Consider the following 21,172-nt stretch of genomic DNA (forward strand, 5'->3'; position numbering starts at 1 on the left):
GCTACGGCTGGGCTTGGTCTTGGGGAGTCCCTGGGGCCATCTGGAGGGCTGCCTCGTAGACCAGCCGCGCGTGCAGCTCGAACATCGCGGTGAAATCGACGACATCGCCGTGGATCTCGCGCTGCAGGAACAGTCCGTCGGCCCCGGCCAGGGCGTACGTCACGACGGTCCGCACGTTCGCCGGATCGAGGTCCGGCAGCAGCGTCTCGATCACTTCGGTGAACTTCTGTCGGGCGACCTCGCGGACCTGGAGAAACACGGCCCGGCCGCGGGGCTCCTCGGGGCGCCGCTCCAGGGCGAGCATGAGACCCAGGCGCAGGAAGTCGGGGGCGTCCACGAGCGACGCGGCCACCGCCGCGCCGACGGCGACGATTCGCTGAAGCGGCGTACCGGTTTCCTCGCCGGGCAGGTCGACGGCCGCCAGCCAGGTCTCGAAGCTGCGTTCGATCACTGCGGCGAGCAGGTCGTCCTTGTCCCTGAAATGCCAGTAGATCGAGCTCGCGGGCAGCCCGCAGCGGGCGCTCACCGCCGCGATCGAGGTCCCGTCATATCCGCGTTCACTCGCGATCTGCACGGCAGCGTCGAGGATGCGTTGCCGCGACTCCACGCCGTTGGCGCGCTTCCTACGCGTGAGCTGTGTCCCTGTCATGCCGCACCCACCTCTCGCCTCGCCGCGACCTTGACGATGCCGTCGCCACAAATCTACCGTAGCGATCGTTCTAGTTGTAGCAAGCGCTACAGGATGCGTCGGTGACCTTCACCCTGGATAGTCCCGGCGCGGTTGGTGGTCGTGGCTCCCGGCTGTCACAAAACGGTGTGCAGCGTCGTCCAGTGCGTGTGGCGGGACCAAGGTTGAGAGGTAGGAGCCGGGCATGGGCCGGATCAACGGACGCCGCCCGATCCGCGCAACCGCAGGGCTACAACCTGGTGCGCCACATAACGAGGAGAATCCATGGTGGACCAGACGTTCGGGCTCCAGCCTGCGGTCGACGCCCGGAGTCTCGGCCGGACTTACGTGCAGCGCCGGCGACTCTTGGGACCGCCGGTCGGTGAGGTCACCGCACTGGGTGGAGTCGACCTACGCATCGGCGAGGGTGAGCTGCACGGGTTGCTCGGTCCGAACGGCGCGGGCAAGACCACGATGTGCAAGATCCTGTCCACGGTGCTGACGCCGTCCTCGGGTTCGATCAGGATCTTCGGGCTGGACGTGGTGCGTGACGCGAAGCAGCTGCGCCCGCTGATCGGCATCGTGATGGGCGGCGAGCGCGGCTTGTACTACAAGTTGACAGCACGCGAGTATCTGCGGTACTGGGCAGCGCTCTACGGCGTCGACACCCCTACTGCCGCCCGTCGCGCCGGCGAGTTGCTCGATCGGCTTGGGCTCGGCAAGCGTGCGGACCACCGGATCGAGACGTACTCGCGCGGCATGAAGCAGCGACTGCATTTGGCCAGGGGGCTCGTCACCGATCCTCGGCTGCTCCTGCTCGACGAGCCGACCTCCGGTCTGGACCCGCTGGGGGCCAGGGCGTTCCGGGCGCTGATCGGCGAGTTGCGCCAGGACCGGACGATCCTGCTCACCACCCACGACATGGTGGAGGCCGAGCAGCTCTGCGACCGGGTCACGTTGATCGACAACGGCCGGGTCATCGCCACGGAAAGCCCGTCGACGCTCAGCACCCGGCTGACCCGGTTCGAGCGGGTCGACGCGCAGGGCGTCGACGACACGCTGCTGGCCAAACTTGCCGACGTGTCCGGGGTATCGGGCGCCGGGCGGCGCCCCGACGGCTCGGTCCGGGTGGAGACCGCGGCGAAGGACGCGTCCGGACAGGTCCTACGAATGCTGCTGGACGCCGGGGTGACCCGGGTACGCACGTCGCTGCCGGACCTCGAGGAGGTGTACGTGCACCTCGTCGACGGGCAGGGCGCGGCGCGGAGGTGACGGCAACGCTGGCGGCGGTGCGGCTGCAATGGTGGCTTATGCGGGGCAGCCTCGACGACCGTCAGTCCTTCATCCTCGCCCCGCTGTTCGTGCTGCTGCTGGTCGGCGCGGCGTACGCCCGTGGTCGTCAGGACCTGATTCCGCAGGCCGCCCTCGGCGCGGTGCTGATTTCCCTGTGGAACATCTGCGTGCAGGTCGGCGGGGGCATCGTCAGCAACGAGCGGCGGTTCGCCACCTTCGAGCTGGCTGCGGCCAGTCCTGCGGCCTTCCCACTCCTGGTGCTGGGCCGGGTGAGCACCGTCGTCGGGGTGGCCCTGCTGGTGATACCCGAGGTGTGGCTGGCCACGCTGCTGTTCTTCGGCACGGCGGTCACCGTGGCACACCCAGGGCTGTTCGCGATCGCGCTGCTGCTCACAACCTTCGGCATGATCGCCGTGGCCGGGTTCGTCGCCGCGCTGTTCGTCCTGGCGCGCAACGCCTTGTACCTCCAGATCGCCTTCACGTATCCGTTCTTCATCCTCGGAGGGCTGGTCGTGCCGGTGTCGATGCTGCCGGAGTGGCTGGGGCCGGTGTCGCGGCTGGTGTTCTTGTCGTGGGGAGGCGATCTGCTGCGCGCGTCGCTCGACCCGCAGCCGCCGGCCGGGGTCGGGAAGCAGGTGACCGGACTGCTCGTCGCGTCGATCGTCACGTTCGCGCTGGGGCAGGTGCTGTTGGGCCGGCTCGTCGACCGGGCACGCCGGCACGGATCGCTGGGGCTGGCGTGAGCCGGCTGTTGACGGTCGTCGGCTGGTCGTTGCGGCTGGGCCTGTCCGACCTCCGCACGGTGCACACCTGGCGGTCGTGGGTGTTCGGTTGGCTGTCCCGGGTCGTGTCGCAGGTGCTCTTCTTCAGCCTGGTCGGGCTGCTGTTCGGCGGCCGGGACCAGGTGCAGTTCCTGCTCGTCGGAAGTGCTGCGGTTATCGCCGTGCTGGAGTGCCTGTCGATCGTCATGTGGGCGGCGGCCGACCGGCACCTCGGCACGGCCGGCCTGGTCGTGGTGTCGCCCACCGACTACTTTCTGGCGTTCGCGGCGCGCGGGCTGCACACCGTGCTGACCGGTACGCTGTCGGCCCTCATCGCGCTCTATGCCGGCGCCGCGATCCTGCGGGTACCGCTGCATTGGCAGGGTGCGGTCGCCGCCGCGCCGGTCGTGCTGCTCGGCGCGTGCTCGGTCTACCTGCTGGCGGTGCTGGTCGCGGGTCTGGTCGCCACGGCGTCTGGTGCGCAGTGGCTGGCGCTGAACCTGACGTACATGCTCATCATGATTTTCGGCGGTTTCGTCATTCCGCTCGACACCTGGCCGGCGGTGGTGCGGGCAATCGTCTCCGCAGTGCCGTACACCCACGCGTTGCAGGCGTTGCGCGAGGCGCTGGCGACCGGACCGGACTGGTCGTCCGTCCTGGCCCACTGTGGCTGGGAAGTCGTCGTCGCCGCAGCGTGGGCGGTGGCGGCGAAATCCGCGTTCGGCCTGGCGATCCGGCACGAGCGGCGCTCCGGTGGCGCGCTCCTGGCCGGCTGACCACACGGACCATCACAAGCGGGGAGTGGCAGATGTCCAACGTAGACGGCAGGGTGGCGATCGTCGGGTACGCGGCGCGACTGCCGGGCGCCGACGACGCCGACACCTTCTGGCGGAACCTGTGCGCCGGCCGGGAGTCCGTCCAACAGCTCGACGCCGAAACGATGGTGGAACGCGGCGTTCCGGAAAGCATGGCGCGACGCAAGGGTTTCCGGGCGGTCAGCGCCACCGCCGGAGACCTCGACCGGTTCGACGCCGAGTTCTTCGGCTTCACGCAGCGGGAGGCAGAAATCTGCGACCCGCAGTTCCGGCTGTTTCTGGAGCTGTCGTACACCGCGCTAGAGCACTCCGGGCACAACCCGTGGCAGTTGCCGGGCCGAGTCGCCGTGCTCGGCGGGGCAGCGTTGGGGACGTATCGCGAGGACCATCTGTTCCGCAACCGCTCGGTCCGCCAGGCGGTCGGTGACGCGAGCATCCTGGTCGGCACCGGACCGGACTACATCGCGCCGCTGGTTTCGTACAAGCTCGGCTACGGCGGTCCGAGTGTCTCCCTCTACACGGCCTGCTCCACCTCGCTGGTCGCGGTTCATCTCGGCGTGCGGAGCCTGCGGGCCGGTGACTGCGACGTGGTGGTCGTCGGTGGTGTACAGGTGGACCTACCGATCGCCGGCGGCTACCTGTACCGGGAGGGCGGCATGTACTCGGCGGACGGTCACGTCCGGCCGTTCGCGGCCGACGCTTCCGGCACGATCTTTGGCAACGGCGGCGCGATCGTGGTGCTCAAGCGTTACGCCGACGCCGTTGCCGACGGTGACACCATCTACGCGATCGTGCTCGGCACCGCCGTCAACAACGATGGCAGCAGGCGGGCCGGATTCACGGCGCCCGGCGTCGCCGGCCAGGTTGACCTGGTCCGCTCGGCGTTGCGGGACGCCGCGGTGGACCCGCGCACGATCGGCATGATAGAGGCGCACGGCACCGGCACGGTTCTCGGCGACCCGATCGAGGTCTCGGCGTTGAGCGAGGTGTACCGGGAGCACACCGCCGATCGTGGGTTCTGCTGGCTCGGATCTGTCAAGGGCAACGTCGGGCACCTGGGTGCCGCAGCCGGCGCCGTGGCGCTGATCAAGAGCGTCTACGCCCTGCGGACCGGGACCATCCCACCCACCATCAACTGTGAAGTGCCGAACCCTGCGCTGCACCTGGACGAGGGTCCGTTCCGGCTCGCGACCAAGCTGACCGGCTGGGACCGCGAGCAGTCCGTACGACGCGCGGCGGTGAGCTCGTTCGGGATCGGCGGTACCAACGCCCACGCCGTTCTCGAGCAGGCCCCCGCACTCCCCTGGCCCGAGGCCGAGCAGGACGCCTGGCGGGTCGTCGCGCTGTCTGCGCGGACCCCGGAGGCGCTGGACGAGGCCGGTTCGCGGCTCGGCCTCGCGCTCGCCGACGGCGCCGGGGACGGCGGGTTGGGCGCCGTGGCGTACACCCTGCAGGAGGGGCGACCCGGGTTCTCGCAGCGCCGGGCGGTCGTCGCCCGGAACGCGGCATCTGCGGCCGAGGCACTCCGGGCGCCGGTGGGCACCGGCGGTCTTCTGGTGAGCGGGCAGGCCACCACCCAGAACCCCCGGGTGGCGATGCTGTTTCCTGGCCAGGGCGCCCAGTCACCCGGCATGGGCGCGGCGCTCTACCACGTATATCCACAATGGCGGGATGCGGTCGACGAGTGCGCCGTGATCCTCGAACCGCTACTCGGGTTCGACCTGCGGGAGCTGCTGCTGGCTCGGCCCCACGATGCGGACGCGGCGCTGCGGCTGCGGGAGACGGCAGTGGCGCAGCCGGCGCTCTTCGTGGTGCAGTGGGCCGCCACGCGGCTCTGGGCGGACCTCGGTGTCCGGCCTGCCGCGATGCTCGGGCACAGCGTCGGCGAGCTCACCGCCGCCTGCGTCGCTGGTGTGTTCGACCTACCGGACGCGCTGCGGCTCATCGCGCGGCGCGGAACGCTGATGCAGTCCACGCAGCGAGGCGCGATGCTGGCCCTGCTGCTGGACGCCGAAGCGGTACGCCCGATGCTGCCCGACGACCTGGACCTCGCGGCGGCGAACTCGCCGTCGGCCTGCGTGGTGTCCGGCCCGGCCGAGGCCGTGGCCGCGTTCGCAGCCGAGCTCGACGACCTCGGCATCGTCGCTACGCCGCTGCGCACCTCGCACGCCTTCCACTCCCGGCTGCTGGATCCGGTCCTGGACGCGTTCGTCGCTGCCTTCGACGGAGTGGAACTGCGACCGCCCGCCGTGCCGTTCGTGTCCGACGTGACCGGTGATTGGATCTCGGCCGGGCAGGCCACCGACCCCCGGTACTGGGCCGAGCAACTGCGGCACGAGGTCCGGTTCGACGCGGGGTTGGCGACGCTGCGCCGGGCTGGGCATGACCTGCTACTCGAAGTGGGCCCCGGCAAGGCGTTGAGCGCCTTCGCGCGACAGCACATGATCAACGCCGGAGAACGGGCCGTGACGGTCGCCGCGATGTCCGGCAGGTACGACGACGTGGCCGACCTCTGCCTCGCCGCCGCACACCTGTGGACCAACGGTGTCGAGCCGGTGTGGGAGCGGTTGGAGCGTTCACGGGTGCGCCGCCGGGTGGCGCTGCCGGCGTACCCACTGCGGCGGGTGCGCTGCTGGGTGGAGCCGGACAAGGGTACCGACGACGAGCCGGACCAGGAGTTGCCCCGACTCAACCTGTACCTGCCGACGTGGCGCCAGGTCCCGCGCGTGACCGGGGCCCCGGATGCTGGGCAGCGGTGGCTGCTGGTCGGCGGCGGTGAGCTGGCCGGTGCCGTCGCCGGGTTCGCCACAGCCGCCGGCGTCGACGCGGTCGTCGCGACTGGGAACGAGTGGCAGGTGGCACCCGATTCGCCACCGGTGGACCGGGTCCTGGTCCTCGACGGCCTCGACCTGTCCACGTGGCGGCTCGGGATGCCCGCGGACGCGCGTCGGGCGTACGGGCGGATGGCCGAACTCGCCCAGGCGCTCATCCGGTACAGCCCGTCGCGGATCGAGGTCGTCGCGGTCACCGACCGGACCTGGTCGGTGAACGGCGAACCGTCCCTGCCAGCGGGTGCGGCGGCGCTGGGCCCACTGTTGACACTGCCCCGCGAGCAGCCGGCTACGGCGGTCCGCCAGATCGACGCGGACGCCACCGTACCGGCGCACCGGCTCGCCACCTCGATCGTCGCGGAGGTGTTCGCCGGCAACCCTGCGGAGCGGGTGGCGCTGCGCGGGGAGCGCCGCTGGGTGCAGTCGTTCACAATTGCCCCGGACCTCACCGCGCAGCACGAGCCACCGCCGCTGCCGCCGCTGCGACCGGGTGGGCTCTACGTCCTCACCGGTGGGCTCGGTGGGCTCGGCCTCGCCGTCGCCGAGGAGTTCGGCCGGGCTGCGGGAGCCCATACCGTCCTCATCGGACGCTCGTCTGTCCCTGACCGGTCGCAGTGGGCCGGCTTGCTCGCCGAGGCCGGCACCGCCCGGGAAACCCGGCGGCGGATCGAGGGGATCCAGCGGGTCGAGGCGGCCGGCGGCACGGTGTCTACCCTCACGGCGGACGCCGCCGACCCCGAACAGATGGCAGCGGCGTTGCGGTTGGTCCGCGAGCGGTTCGGCGACGTACACGGTGTCGTACACGCCGCCGGGGTGCCCGGTGGTCAGCTCCTTGCCGTGCACGACATGGCTGCGGCCGACGCGGTGTTCAGGCCGAAACTCGACGGCGCGGCGGTGCTGGCCGGGCTCGCCGACGACGGGCAGTTCGCGGGCGCCGACTTCGTGCTGTTGTTCTCCTCGATCGTGTCGCTCAGCGCCGACTACGGCCACTGCGACTACGCCGCCGCGAACCTGTTCCTCGACGCGCTCGCCACGGCCCGCGCCGACGGCGACCCACGGTTCATGGCAGTCAACTGGTGGGGCTGGCGCGACGTCGGGATGGTCTCCGACTCCGGTGGCACGGTGGCGTTCCAGCGCATGCAGCGGGTCCGTGGCGGCGTCGACCGGATCCCCGTCGAACATGTTCTGCTCGACGCGATGACGCGCGACGAGCCGGAGGTCAAGGAGTTCGATGTCCGGCTGCGCCCGGAGGCGCACTGGGTGTGGTCGGAGCACCGCATCGACGACGCTGGCGCGCTGCCCGGCACGAGCCTGCTGGAGATGGTCGCCGCGGCCGGGCGGCACGCCTGGGGTGTGGACACCCTGCAGGTCGCCGACGTGCTGTTCATCGACCCGGTCTTCGTCGCCACGGAGACCACCGCCCGGCTCACGTTCACCCCGGGCGCCGACGCCACCTGGTGGCAGTTCGCCATCGCGTTCGGCGACGGAAACGACGAACGCGTTCAGTGCCGGGGCGCGCTGCACCTCGGCACCACCGGCTCGCCGGACCGGGTCGACCTGAGCGCCTACCGGTCCGGGCTGACCGAGGTCGACCCGCACCTGCAGGATGGTGTCGTACAGTTCGGGCCGCACTACGGCGCCGTTGCCGGCTGTTGGTCCGACGGCGCGCGGGGCCTCGTGGAGCTACGTCTCGACGAGGACCTGGCAGCGGACGTGGCCGACTTCGCGCTGCACCCGGCGCTGTTGGACCGGGCCTCGTACGGGGTACCCGCCCCGCAGGGCCACATCTACCTACCGTTCTCCTACCGCCGAGTCGAGCTGCGTCGGCCGATACCCGCGCACTGCTGGGCCGTGCAGATCTACCGGTGCGACCCGGACCGGCCGGAGTTCATCGAGGCCGATATCACGATCGTCGACGGCACCGGGGCGGTCTGCGTGATCGTGGAGGGATACACCTGCCGCAGCGTCGGGGACGAGCAGGCAACCGCGCCGACGGTCGGCAGGCGGCAGGACCAGCCGTCGACGGCGGTGGGTGACGGGACCATGGTCGGCACCGCTGAGGGGCAACTGCTGCTGCGCCGCATCCTGGAGACCTGGCCCGGAGCGCAGGTCGTCACCACCGTGGGTCCGCTCTCTCGGCGGCTGGAGATCGCCCGCCGGTTCGACCAGGCCGCCATCGCCTCGGCCAACACCGCCGGGTCCGTCACCGGCGGCGGATCCCGGCCGGTTGGCGTGCCGTACGCGGCGCCGGGCACCGCCGCCGAGGTCGAGCTCACGAAGCTGTGGGCGGACACGCTTGGCGTGCCGGAGATCGGCATCGACGACGACTTCTTCGAGCTCGGTGGTTCGTCGCTCACCGTCGTGTACCTCGCCTCGCGGATCCGCGACCAACTCGGCGTCGAGCTCTCCGTCGCCGACTTGTTCGAACGATCGACGATCCGTGGGCTCGCAGGTGTCATCGACGGTGTGCGGGACGGGAGCCGATGAACACGGCCGAGCCGGTCGCGTTGCGGCCACTCGCGCCTGGTTGGGCGGTGTGGGACACCTTCGTGGTCCGGGCCGCCGGTCTGCCGTTCGAGTGGCTGGCCGGGCGGCGGCCTCCCGCCGACATCGCGGCCGAAATCGCGTTCCTCGAGGCCATCGGCTGGCAGAACCCTGGTCTCGCGGCGACGTTGCGCCGCGGCTACGCCCACAAGCGGCCAACCGACCGCCGGGCGGTGGACCGCACGGTCTGGGCGTACGCCCAGCGGTACTGCGCCAAAAACGACACCATCGGCCGCTTCGGCCCGGCGGCGTGGGGCACCTGGTCCGCGGACGGCACCTCGGTCGGGCCGGCCGGGCGTCAACCGCGCAGCCGGGACGTGTGCTTCGAGCTCTGGGCGGTGCAGGCGGTCGCGGAGGCGCTCGAGGAGCGGTACGGTCTGACGCCCTGGACCGTCGTGCACCTGGCGCCGTCGGTCGAGCGCACCACGGACGGAGTACGGCTCGCCGACGGGTCCGTCGTCCGCCTCGACCCTGCCGAGCTGCGAATACTGTCACTTGTGGACGGCCGCCGGACCGGCGCCGACCTCGCGTCCGAGGGCGGCGAGGACTCGCACCGCCGCCTCGCCCGACTGCGGGCGATGGGCATCGTCACCTCCGGCTTCGCGGTGCCGCGCGGTCTCGCCCCGGAGCGGACCCTGCGGGGTGGGCTGCTGCGGGTCCCCGCACCCGAGCGGCGCGGCGCCGCCGTGGCCGACCTCGATGCGCTCGTCGCCGCGCGGGACGCGATCGCTGCGGCCGGGGACCCGGACATGTTCAGCGAAGCGATGGACAAGCTGGGTACCACCTTCGCGGAGCTGACCGGACGCGCGGCCGGGCAGCGGCCGGGCGAGTTCTACGCCGGCCGCACACTGGTTTTCGAGGACACTACGGCTGATTTCGACACGGTGCTCGGCACGGACGTGCTCGCCCGTCTCACGCCGCCGCTGACGCTGCTGCTGGACTCCGCGCTGTGGTTCTGCAATGCGGTCGCGCACGCGTACGAGCACTGGATCGTCGAGCGCTTCGGCGACCGTGCCCGTCAGCCCGGCGGAATACCGCTCGGTGCGGTGCTCGACGCGCTCACCCCGCTGGCCGAACTCGACGCGGTCGGCGCGGCGGTCCCTCCCGGCACCGCCAGCCCTGCCGAGCCTGCCGGCCCTACCGGAGCTTCCAGCACTGCCGGAGCTGGCGTTCCGCCGGCCGAGCCGGTCGCCGCAGAGTTGATCCGGCGCTGGGCTGCCCTTTTGGGCCTGACGCCGTCCGGCGGACCGATCCACCGGACAAGTGCCGAGCTTCGGCCCCGGGCCGCCGAGCTGTTCGCCACCGGTGCGCCGCGGTGGGCGCGGGCTCGCTGGCAGTCTCCGGACGTCATGTTCGCCGCCGCGTCGGCCGGTGACCTCGCCGCCGGCCGGTACGTGCCGGTCCTCGGCGAACTGCACGCCGGTCTGAACGCCACCGACCATATGCCGTTCGACCGCTCACATCCGGACCGGGTCGCGCTGCACGCGAGGATCCGCGCCGACAGCCGGGGCAAGTTCGTCCCCCTCTATCCGCTGAGGAACTCCCCGCTGAACTCCCGCACCGTGCCGCCGGACTGGTTCCTGTCCGACGAGGACGTCTACCTCGGCACTGGTAGCGAGCCGCCGTACCAGCCGCGGACCGCCCGGACGCTGCCCGTGTCCACGCTGCGGCTGCACCTCGACGGCGACGTGGCCGTGGTCCGGACCGTCGACGGCCGGCCCGTGGCGCCGCTGGTGGAGGTGATCGGTGACCACCTCAGTCACGCGGGCGCGCAGCGGTTCCGGGTCGCCGCGCCGGCACGGCACCAGCCCCGGATCACCATCGACGACCTCGTGGTCAGCCGGGAGTGCTGGAGTGCGCCGCTGGCCGAGATTCCCGCCGGCGCGGCGTTCCCGGCCGGGCTACGGGCCGCCTTCCCTGCCATGGCCACCGACCGGTTCCTGTTCGCGACCGTCACCGGCGAACGCAAGCCGTTCTTCGTCGACGTCGACAACAGCCAGTCCCTGGCCGTGCTCGCACACCGGGTGCGCCGCCGGCAGGCGACGCACCCGGGCGGGCGGCTCGTGCTGACCGAGATGCTGCCCGGACCTGACGACCTCTGGCTGCGCGACGACCGCAACCAGCGGTACACGGTCGAGTTCCGCCTTGTCTGTGTGCGGGCCGACGCGGAGACCCGATGAGTGCCGCACGGTTCCGCCTTGTGCCGCCGGACGGTGTCGGGCCGACCGTCCTCGCGTTCCCGCACGCGGGTGGTGGGGGCGACGCGTTCCGGCCGGTCGCCGAGCGGCTCGGGCCCGGACTGCGGCTGCGCACGACGCAGCTGCCGGGCCGGGAGCACCTCACCGGGCGCAGGCCGTACCTCGCGATGGACGACCTGGTCAACGACCTCGTCCCGGCCGCCTCCGGCGCTGTGGCATTCTTCGGCCACAGCATGGGCGCATTCGTGGCGGTGGCGCTGGCGATCGGGCTCGCCGACCGGGGCCTGCCTGTCCCGAGCGCTCTCGTCCTGGCCGGAGCCGGCGCCCCGGATCGACGCGACCCAGCCGACGACGTACACCGGCTTGGCGACGAGCAACTGTTGGCCCGCGTCCACGACTACGGCGGTACTGCCCCGGAGTTGCTGACCGCGCCGGCCATGATCCGGTCACTCCTGCCGGCGTTGCGGTCTGACTTCACCCTGTTCGAGACGTGGCGACCCGATCGACCGAAGCCGCTGGAGACGACGCTGACGGTGCTGGCGGGTGCCGACGACGCGTTCGTGTCGCCGTTCCAGCTGGAGGGCTGGTCCGCGCACAGCAGCCGGCCTGTGTCGTACCACCGGCTGCCGGGTGGGCACTTCTTCTTCCGCGACGAGGCGGACGCCACCGCCCGGATCCTGCGTACCGCCGTGGTGCGTGGATGATGACCCCCGCCGTACCGCCCGGTGGGCTCTTCGCGCTGTTCGCCGCGCAGATGCGGTCCACACCGGACCAGCCGGCGGTGCGGTGCGGTGCTGACCGGCTGACCTACCGGCAGTTGTACGGGATCGCGCTCGGCGTGGCCGAGGACCTGTGCGCCGCCGGGGTGACGCCGGGCGACGTCGTCGGGCTGCACGCCGAACCGTCAGTGCCGTATGTGGCCGGGGTGCTCGGTGTCCTCGCCGCCGGAGCCGCGTTCCTGCCCCTGGATCCGGCACAGCCGGTTGCCCGGGTACGCCAGCTCGTCGACGAGGCGCGGCCCGCCGCCTGCCTCGCGACGGCCGGTGGTGCCCTGCCCGACCTGCCGGTGAAGCTACTCCGGATTCCGGCGTCGCCGCCTGCGGTGGCACCGGTGTCCGCGCCGCTCGGCGTCGCCCCGGACGACCTCGCCTACGTTATCTACACCTCCGGTTCGACCGGCCGACCCAAGGGCGTGCGCTGCCATCACCGCGGCATCGTGGCGTTGCTCGCCGACGTCGGGACGCGGGCGCCGCTGCCGCCCGGCGGGGTCTGCACGTGGTGGACCGCGACCGGTTTCGACGTGTCGGTGTACGAGATCTTCTCGGCGCTGCTCGGCGGTGAGCTGCTCGTCGTCCCGGCCGCCGCGCGAACCGACCCGGCCGCGCTGCTGGAGTTGTTCGCCACCGAACGGGTGGCGAGCGCGTACGTGCCGCCGTTCGCCGTGGCAGACCTCGCCGACTGGGCCGAGGCGAATCCCGGCCGGCTGGTGCTGCGCCGACTTCTCGTGGGCGTCGAACCGATCGAGGAGCGGCTGCTGCGCCGGATCGCCGCCGCCGTCGACGGGCTACGGGTCCTCAACGGCTACGGCCCGACCGAAACCCACGTCTGCGCGACGCTCTACGAGGTGCCCGTCGGGCAGGGTGATTCCGCGACCGGTCGGACCCCGATCGGCCGGCCCGTCATCGGATCCCGGACGTACGTCCTCGACGACGCCCAGCGAACGGTGGCGCCGGGCACGACCGGTGAGCTGTACGTCGGCGGTGCGGGGATCGCGCACGGCTACCATCGCGCGGCCGAGCTGACGGCGGTGGCCTTCCCGACCGTCGACCTCGGCGCCGGTCCGCAGCGGCTGTACCGCACCGGGGATCTCGTGCGGCAGCGCGCCGACGGTGAGCTGATGTTCGTGGGACGCGCCGATCACCAGCTCAAGGTGCGTGGTCACCGCGTCGAGCCGGGCGAGGTCGAGGCGGCGTTGCTGGCCGACGAGACCGTCCGGTCGGCTGCCGTGACGAGCCCCGCCGGTAGCGACGTCCTGCGCGCGTACGTCGTTCCACAGGCTCCGGACGGGTTCGACCCGGCCGGTCTCCGGTCCCGTCTCGCCAGCCGGTTGCCGTCGCACCTGGTGCCCGACGTGCTGACGGTGCTGCACCGGCTGCCGCAGACCCGCCACGGCAAGCTCGACCGGGCCGCCCTGGCCGATCTGGCCGTGCCGGCCGCCCCCGCGCCGCCGCCCGCACCGTACGTAACGGCGACGGAGCGGTACGTCGGCGGCGTCTGGGCCGACATTCTCGGTGGCGGTGGGTACGGCCCTCGGAGCCGTTTCCTCGACGCGGGCGGGCACTCGCTCGCCGCGATCCGCATCGCCGGGCAGATCCGCCGCGACACCGGGGTCGACGTCACCATCGGCGACGTGTACGCCCACCCGACGGTTGCCGGGCTCGCCGCACTCGTGGAGCGGCACGGCACGACCCGGCGGCCGGCGAACACACCGGTCACGACCGCGCCGCGACTCGCACCACTGTCCGCAGCCCAGGACGCGCTCCTGCTGCTGCACCGGATGTACCCCGACTGCCGGGCCTACCACGTCGCGGTGCTGCACGAGGTCACCGGAGCGCTGGACGTCACGGTGCTGCGAGACGCGGTCATCGCGGTGTGCGACCGGCACACGGCACTGGGCAGCACACTCGTCGAGGCGGCCGGAACGGTCCTCCAGAAAGCCGGCCGGGCCGACGCCGTACCGTTCGACGTCGTCGACGCGCAGGGTGGGCCGACGGCGCTCGCGCGCCAGGTCGCCGGGATCGTCCAGGAACCCTGGAACCTGCGGGCCACGCCCGCGCTGCGGGTCACTCTGCTGCGGACCGCGCTCGACCGGCACCTGCTGCTCCTGCTGGCGCACCACCTGTTCACCGACGGCTGGTCCATGGAGCTCGTGCAGCGGGACCTGTCTGCGGCCTACCGGTCTCTGCGTGCCGGACGGACGCCGGACCTGCCGCCGGTGCGTCAGGCAGCCGAACTCGCCAAGGCGGGCCGTCACCCCGACGAGGAAACACACGTGGCGTACTGGCGGCAGCGGCTCGCCCGGGTGCCACCTCCGCAGCCGTTGCCGATCCAGCGGGCCCGCGGAAATCCCCGGTTCCGGGGCGACCGGGTCGGGTTCACCCTGGACGGCGATGCGACCACCGCCCTGCGCACGCTGGCCCGGGACCGGGGAGTCGGACTGTTCAGCGTGCTGGCCACGGGGTTCGCAACCGTGCTCACTACGTATCTCGGCCGGCCCGACGTGCTGCTCGGCGTTCCGGTCGCCGGCCGCGACGAGCCGGACTGGGACGACAGCGTCGGCTTCTTCAACAACTCGCTCGCCGTCCCCTGCACGATCCCCGCCGCCGGCACGTTCGCCGCCAACGCGACCGCGTTCCAGACCGAACTGCTCGCCGCGCTGTCGCACCGCCAGGCACCGTTCGCCGCAGTGGTCAACGCCGTGGCGCCACCCCGGGAGGCGGGCGCGAACCCGCTGTTCCGGTTCTGGTGCAACATGCTGTCGTACCCCAAGTACCCCCTCGAACTCGACGGTTGCGCCGTGCGGCCCGTACCGGCGCCGGTGCCGGGAGCGCTGTTCGACCTCTCCTGCTACCTGGTCGAACACCCCGACCGGATCGACGTCGAGCTGGTCTTCGACACCGACCTGTTCGACCGGGACCGGATCGAGGTCCTAGCCGCGCACTGCCGGCAGGTGTATAAGGCCGCTGCCGAAGCTCCGGACGAACCGGTCGGGTTGGCCGCTCACCCGCCGAGACCGCCGCTTCCGGCAGTGGGACGGCCGGCGGTCCCGACCGTCGCCGAGCAGTTGACCAGGGCGACGCGGGCCTGTCCGGACCTGCCGGCGCTGGTGTACGGCGACCGCGTCTGGACCTACCGGGAACTGCACGACGAGGTAGCGGCACGACCGCCGCACGGGTTCGGCTATCCGGCAGACCGGGACCCGGCCCTGGTACTCACCGTCCTGGCGGCGTTGACCGCGGGTGTCCCGTTCGCCCTCCTGGACCGCGCCCAGCCGGCGGACCGGCTGCGGCGGATGCGGCGACGGCTTGAGATCGACGCCGCCACCCTTCCGAACACGACCGCGTACGTCGCCTTCACATCCGGCACGTCCGGCGAGCCCCAGGGCGTGATCGCCGGCCAGGCACCGCTCGCCGCGTTCGTCGCCCGGCACCGCGCCGAACACGGCATCGGCCCCGGGGACCGGTTCGCACTGCTGGCCGGCATCGGGCACGACCCACTGCTCCGGGAGATCCTCGTCGCCCTGACCAGCGGCGCCACCCTGTACGTCCCCGAGCCCGGCACGACCGTCGACCCTGGCCGACTGGTCCGCTGGCTGGCCGCGCGGCGCATCACCGTGCTGTACCCGACCCCGGCCACCGGCCGGTTGTACGCGGGCGCGGCGCAGACGGCGCGGCTGTCGCTGCCGGACGTCCGCCTGGTCGGGTTCGGCGGCGCCCCGTCGACAGCGGCGGACGTACCCGTCGTCCGGCGGCTGTTTCCCCGTGCCCGGCTACAGTCCTACTACGGTGCGACGGAGACCCCTCAGGTCGTCAGCGTCGTCGAGCTGGTGCCGGCGGACCCGGCCGACCTGGGAGGGCACGGCCCCGCCGACGGCCGAGACGAGCGCGGACCGCTCGGCACGCTGCTCGGCACCGGCCACGGCGACGCGGACCTGCTCGTCGTGGACCGTGACGGCCGTCCGGCTCCGGTCAACGCGCTCGGTGAGGTGGTGGTCCGCAGCCCACACCTCGCGCTGGGCTACCTCGGCGCCGGACCCGCCACACAGCGGTTCCGTCGCGACCCGGGCGACGACCCGGCGGTGCGCCGGTACCACACCGGCGACCTCGGCTGCCGCCGTCCGGACGGCCGGATCGAGTTCCGTGGCCGGACCGACCGACAACTCAACCTCGCCGGTCTGCGCGCCGAGCCCGGCGAGATCGAGCACCTGGCACGAACACATCCGGAAGTACGGGAGTGTCTGGTCATCGGCCCCGGAGAACACTCGGCGGAGGCACTCACCGCCTACATCCAGCCGGCCACGCCGACGCTGACCGAGGCGGCCGTACGCGCGCACCTCGCCGCCGTACTGCCACCGCTGCTGGTTCCGGCCGACGTGATCCTCGTGGACGCGATCCCGCTGACGGCGAACGGCAAACTCGACCCGCGACGGCTCCCGCCGCGCCGCCGCACCCGCACGGTGCACACGGACCTCGCCGGGCCGGTGGCGGCGATCTGGGCCGCTGCCCTCGGCGAGCAACCGGCGCCGGACGTCAACTTCTTCGACGCCGGCGGCACGTCGGTCACCCTGCTGCTGGTGCAGGATCACCTGAAACGGCTGCTCGGACGCACGGTGCCGCTCGCCCTGCTCTTCGCCCACCCGACCGTGCGAAGCATGGCCGCCGCCCTCACCGCCGACCCCTAGCCCGCCCCGTTCGCCGGCTACCCTTGGTCGGGGTGCTCACCGCCGATCCTCAGCCCGCCGACCTGCGCTTGGCCGCGCCGGGCGCCATCGACGAGGAGCGGGCCCTCACCGCTGATCCTTCGTTGGGCCCCGACCCCGGCCCGCGCCCTCGCCTGCGGCGAGCCGGCGCAGGGCGTCGCGGCAGCCGGCAGCGAGTGCCTCGATCGTGACGCCACGGTGCAGATTGCGGCTGTACCCGAACTGCAGCGTCAGCGCACCATCCACGAGCGACGCGAAGACGGAGACGGGCCACGACCGCAGTGCGCGAGGGCTACGGACCCGCAGCGGCCGACCGGCGGGCGTCCCGCTCGCCACGGGAGCCCGGTCCACCACGCCGACGTAGTTGAAGGACAGCCCGGCCGGGGAGGCCGGCACCGACGGGGCACCGGCCGGCGGGTAGCGCAGCAGCCCGTACGACAGGCCGTGGTGTGGCACGTCGCGCCACCGCTCGCCGGTCTCCGCGACCGTGTCGGCGACGTCCGCTCCCGGCGGCACCGGCACCCGCAACGGGAAGATGGCGGTGAACCAGCCGAGCGTCCGGCTGACGTCGAGCGACGGGTCCGCCGGCCGGCGCCCGTGGTCGAGCACGTCAACGACGACGTCACCACGGCCGGCTCGGTCACCGACGGTCCAGAGCAACGCGCCGAGCGCCACCTCGGCGAGCCGACCGGAGAACCGGGTGCCGAGCGTCGTGGTGCTGGCCGCGTCGAGGTGTGCGAACGCAAACGCCACCGAGCCCTCCTCGGCCGGCCCGGTCGAGTGGTCGACATCGACGGTGACCGCACCGGGGGCGGTCGCCGCCATCCAGTACGGCACGGCGGCGCGCACGGCGGGACTCGTCGCGTACCGGGCCAGGTGCCGTGCCCACGCCGGATACGGCAGGGTCGGCGACGCCGACGACGGCCGATCTCCGGTGGCCACCTGCCGGTAGGCGTCGAGCAGGTCGTCCCGGAGGAAGTGCGCGGACAGGGCGTCCATGGCGAGGTGGTGGACGCTGACCAGCAGCAGGTCGGGCTCGGCGGATGGGGTGCTGCCGTACAGCAGGATCAGCAGCGGCCCGTCGGCGAGTACCCGGGCCCGCTGTAGCCGCTCGGCCTCCCGTTCGAGGGCGTCCACCCGGTCGGCGGAATCCATGGTGGACAGATCGGTGCGATGTACCAGCGCGCCGCCGCCGTTCGATGGCCCGAGCCACTGCCGCCAGCCGCCGGCCGCCGGCGCGTACCTAAGCCGCAGCGACTCGTGGCGGTTCACAACGATGTCCGCGGCCCGCTCCAGCAGCGCGACGTCGAGGGACCGGCGCAGCGGCACAATGGTGACCTGGTCCCAGTGCTGGGGGGTCGGGTTCGCCAGTGCGAAGTACCACCGCTGGATCGGAGTGAGCGGCACCAATCCGTCGCCGTCCGTCACGTCCACGGCCTCCGGCTCGGCGACAGTAGTGTCCTGGATCGTCACGGTGGTGCTCAGCTCGGCCACGGTCGGCAGTCGCAGCACGTCGCGGGGGTCGACGGCGAGACCGTACTCGGCGGCACGGGCCGCGATCCGCAGACTGGCGAACGAGTCGCCGCCGAGCGCGAAGAAGTTCTCGTCGGGCCCGACCGACGGCCGGTTGAGCACCTGCTGCCAGACCTCGGCCAGCGTGCGCTGCGTCGGGTCGGAGATCGCCGGGAACCGGGCCGGGACAGGGGGCACCTCGCCGGGTCGCGGCAGCCGGTCGCGGTCGACCTTGCCGCTCGGTGACAGGGGCAGCGCCGCGACCGGCTCCCACACCCGCGGCACCAGGTGCGCGGGCAGCCGGGCGGCGGCCCAGTTACGCAGCGCGGTGGGGTCCGGTGCGGGTACGTCCGGCGCCGGCACGACCCAGGCGACGAGGCGGCCGTCGCGCAGGCCGACCGCCGAGGCCGCCAGTCGGGGATGCTGGCCAAGCGTGGCCTCGATCTCGACGGGCTCCACCCGATGGCCGCCAACGGCCAACTGCTCGTCGACCCGGCCGAGGAACTCCAGCCGGCCGTCCGGCAGCCGGCGTACCCGGTCGCCGGTTCGGTACAGGCGCGCGCCGGGCGCACCGAACGGGTCAGGCACGAACCGTCGAGCGGTGAGATCCGGCCGGCCGATGTAGCCACGGGCCAGACCGGCACCGCCCACGTACAGCTCGCCCGGCACACCGGCGGGGATCCGCCGGCCCCGCTCGTCGAGGACCCGCACCACGGTGTTGAGCACCGGCCGCCCGATCGGGGCGGTGGCGCCATCCCCACCGGGATCGGCGTCGACGGGTCCGGTGGTGCTGGTGATGGTCGCCTCGGTCACGCCGTAGCCGTTGAGCAGCACCGTATGTGTGTCCTCCGGGCGCAGCGCCGCCCAGGCCGGCACCGCGGATCCGCCGACAACGACAAGGCGCAGCGTGGCCGGCAGTGCGTCCGGTGCCCGGCGGCGCTGCTCCGCCCACTGGGTCCAGTACGCGGTCGGCAGGTTCGCCACCGTGACACCCGCGTCGGCGATCAGCCGCGCGAGCGTGTGGTGCGTCAGCAGTCGCTCCGGCTGCACGTGGACGCAACCACCGGCGCACCAGGTCGGGAAGATCTCCTCCACCGAGACGTCGAAGCTGAGCGGCGCGAACTGCAACACCCGGTCCGTTGGCCCCAGCCCGAAGGCGTCGACGGCGGCGTGCGCGTGGTTGGCCAACGCGCGGTGTTCGACCATGACGCCGTTGGGCACCCCCGTCGTGCCGGAGGTGTACATGACGTAGGCAAGGTCGGAGGGCGCCGGCCCGGGCACCGGTTTGTCGGCGGCGGCACCCTCACTCGCATCGCCGTCGTCAGCGAGCGGCATGGTCCGCACGCCGTCGACATGCGGCACGGCGATACCGGGCTCGGCCAGCAAGATGCGGGCGCCGCTGTCGCGCAGCATGTGCGCCAGCCGGGCCGCCGGATACGCCGGGTCGAGCGGCAGGTAGGCACCGCCCGCCTTCAGCACGCCGAGCAGTGCGGCCAGCACGCGCGAGGACCGGCTGCCCGCGACGGCAACGACTACGTCCGGTCCGACGCCCGCTTCTCGTAGACGGCGGGCGAGCCGGCTTGCCACGTCATCGAGCCGTGCGTAGGTGAGCGTCCTGCTGGCATCCGTCACGGCCGGCGCGTCCGGCCGCTCCGCGACGCGGGCCGAGATGAGCCCGACGACGGTTTCGCCGTCGGCCGTCGGCCGCAGCGGCCCCTGCTCCCAACCGGTCGGCTCACCCACCAGGAGGTCGACATCGGACAACCGGCCGTCACTGGCTCGAATCATCTCACCGACCGCGGCAAGCTGCTGCACCAGAAGCGTCCGGACCGTCGCCTCGGCCAACCGGGCGCCGTCGTACTCGGCGACCAGCTCGGGACGCCCGTCGTCCGCCCGGACGAACACCGACAGCGGCAGCTTCGCCGCGACGCCTCGGGTCGGCACGAGCGCCACATCGAGCCCGGCCCGCTCCAGCCGGCGCGCCCAGGGTATGACCCGACGCTCGTCGAACTCACGCAGGTTGAACATCACCTGCACCGGCTCGTCGCCGGCGGCGGTCCCGGGCCTGGCGCGCAGCTCGTTGAGCAACGTCTCGAAGGGAAGGCTGCGATGTTCGAGCATGCCGACCACGGCATTGCGGCAGCGCCGAAGAAACTCCGCGACGGTCGGCTCCCCACGCAGGTCCACCGGAAGCAGGCAGGTGTTGATGAACGGGCCCAGGACGGAAAACGTGTCCGGCTCCGTACGGGTCGTCACCGGCGTGCCGATGGCGAGGCGCTCCGCCCCGCTGTGCCGGTGTAGGACGTAGGCGAGCGCGGCGAAGTAGACAGTGAACAGGGTCAGGCGGCGCTCACGGGCGAACCGCAGCACGGCGTCGCGCACACCCGCAGGAATCGGCAGCCGGACCTCCCTCGCCGGCCGGTGGTCACCAGTGGCTGCGCGACGCTGCGGCAACGGGTGGGTAACCGGGCCGCTGGCCAACGCGTCTCGCCAGTACGCCAGGGACCGTCCGCCTTGAAGGCGGTCACGCTCCCGCTCGGCGTGCTCAGCGTACTGGCCGCCCGCCGGTGCCGGACCGATCCCGTCCAGCCGGTCCGCGTAGCCGCCGAACACCTCGGCGAGCAGCAGCCCCCAGGAGTGCTCGTCGCAGATCAGGTGATGCTGCACAAACAGCAGGACCTGCCGGTCCGCGGCCAGCCGGGCGACGGTGCATCGCAGCAGCGGCGGTTGCCGCAGGACGAACTCGCGCGCCGGCTCGACTTCGAGCAGATTCTCGAGCGCGGCCGCTGGATCCGGTTCGTCGGCCAAATCGACGACGACGCACCGAGCCGGAACGTACGGACGGGTCACCTGCGTCACGACGCCGTCGTGCTCCTCGAAGCCGGAGCGCAGGACGTCGTGCCGGCCGGTTATGTCCTGCAGGGCTTGGCGCAGCACGCTGACGTCGAGCCTGCCCCGCAGCTCGACGGCGACAGACTCGTGGTAGGCGGTCGTCCCGCCGAGCCGGTTGTGCAGCCACATCCGCTCCTGGGCGAAACCTGCGCGCACCACACGTTTCATACGGACGGATCT

9 protein-coding genes are annotated in these 21,172 nt (G+C 72.3%); 7 read left to right on the forward strand and 2 right to left on the reverse strand.

Translation table 11 applies throughout. The features are described 5' to 3' along the window. Window position 1 precedes the first annotated feature (1 nt). A complete protein-coding gene (locus tag Pen02_RS40005; protein WP_203871425.1) occupies window positions 2-649 on the reverse strand; it encodes a TetR/AcrR family transcriptional regulator in 648 nt (215 codons plus the stop codon). 303 nt (window positions 650-952) lie between these two features. On the opposite strand from Pen02_RS40005, the gene Pen02_RS40010 reads away from it, so the two are divergent. The 7 genes from Pen02_RS40010 to Pen02_RS40040 are packed head-to-tail and all read left to right on the forward strand — an operon-like array spanning window position 953 to window position 16,570. Then, a complete protein-coding gene (locus tag Pen02_RS40010) occupies window positions 953-1,939 on the forward strand; it encodes an ABC transporter ATP-binding protein (protein ID WP_203871426.1) in 987 nt (328 codons plus the stop codon). After that, window positions 1,936-2,703, forward strand: a complete 768-nt coding sequence (locus tag Pen02_RS40015; RefSeq protein WP_203871427.1) for an ABC transporter permease — start codon at window positions 1,936-1,938, stop codon at window positions 2,701-2,703. Before Pen02_RS40010 ends, Pen02_RS40015 begins: the two co-directional genes overlap by 4 nt. After that, window positions 2,700-3,497, forward strand: coding sequence for an ABC transporter permease (locus Pen02_RS40020; RefSeq protein WP_203871428.1), 798 nt, complete (start codon window positions 2,700-2,702; stop codon window positions 3,495-3,497). The genes Pen02_RS40015 and Pen02_RS40020 overlap by 4 nt, the downstream gene beginning before the upstream one ends. 32 nt (window positions 3,498-3,529) lie before the next feature. Further along, the gene (locus Pen02_RS40025; protein ID WP_203871429.1) at window positions 3,530-8,854 is read left to right on the forward strand and encodes a type I polyketide synthase; all 5,325 of its coding nucleotides are present in this window, start codon (window positions 3,530-3,532) and stop codon (window positions 8,852-8,854) included. After that, a complete protein-coding gene (locus Pen02_RS40030) occupies window positions 8,851-11,091 on the forward strand; it encodes a lantibiotic dehydratase (protein ID WP_203871430.1) in 2,241 nt (746 codons plus the stop codon). Before Pen02_RS40025 ends, Pen02_RS40030 begins: the two co-directional genes overlap by 4 nt. Beyond that, window positions 11,088-11,813 carry a thioesterase II family protein gene (locus Pen02_RS40035; RefSeq protein WP_203871431.1) on the forward strand — a complete coding sequence of 242 codons (726 nt, stop codon included), beginning with the start codon at window positions 11,088-11,090 and terminating at the stop codon, window positions 11,811-11,813. The genes Pen02_RS40030 and Pen02_RS40035 overlap by 4 nt, the downstream gene beginning before the upstream one ends. Next, window positions 11,810-16,570, forward strand: coding sequence for a non-ribosomal peptide synthetase (locus tag Pen02_RS40040; protein ID WP_203871432.1), 4,761 nt, complete (start codon window positions 11,810-11,812; stop codon window positions 16,568-16,570). The genes Pen02_RS40035 and Pen02_RS40040 overlap by 4 nt, the downstream gene beginning before the upstream one ends. Before the next feature lie 105 nt (window positions 16,571-16,675). On the opposite strand, the gene Pen02_RS40045 is transcribed toward Pen02_RS40040, so the two are convergent. Further along, window positions 16,676-21,160 (reverse strand): non-ribosomal peptide synthetase, encoded by a 4,485-nt coding sequence (locus Pen02_RS40045; RefSeq protein ID WP_203871433.1) that lies wholly within the window; start codon window positions 21,158-21,160, stop codon window positions 16,676-16,678. Window positions 21,161-21,172: the final 12 nt, after the last annotated feature.

This window comes from Plantactinospora endophytica, from assembly GCF_016862915.1.
Classification (GTDB): domain Bacteria; phylum Actinomycetota; class Actinomycetes; order Mycobacteriales; family Micromonosporaceae; genus Plantactinospora; species Plantactinospora endophytica.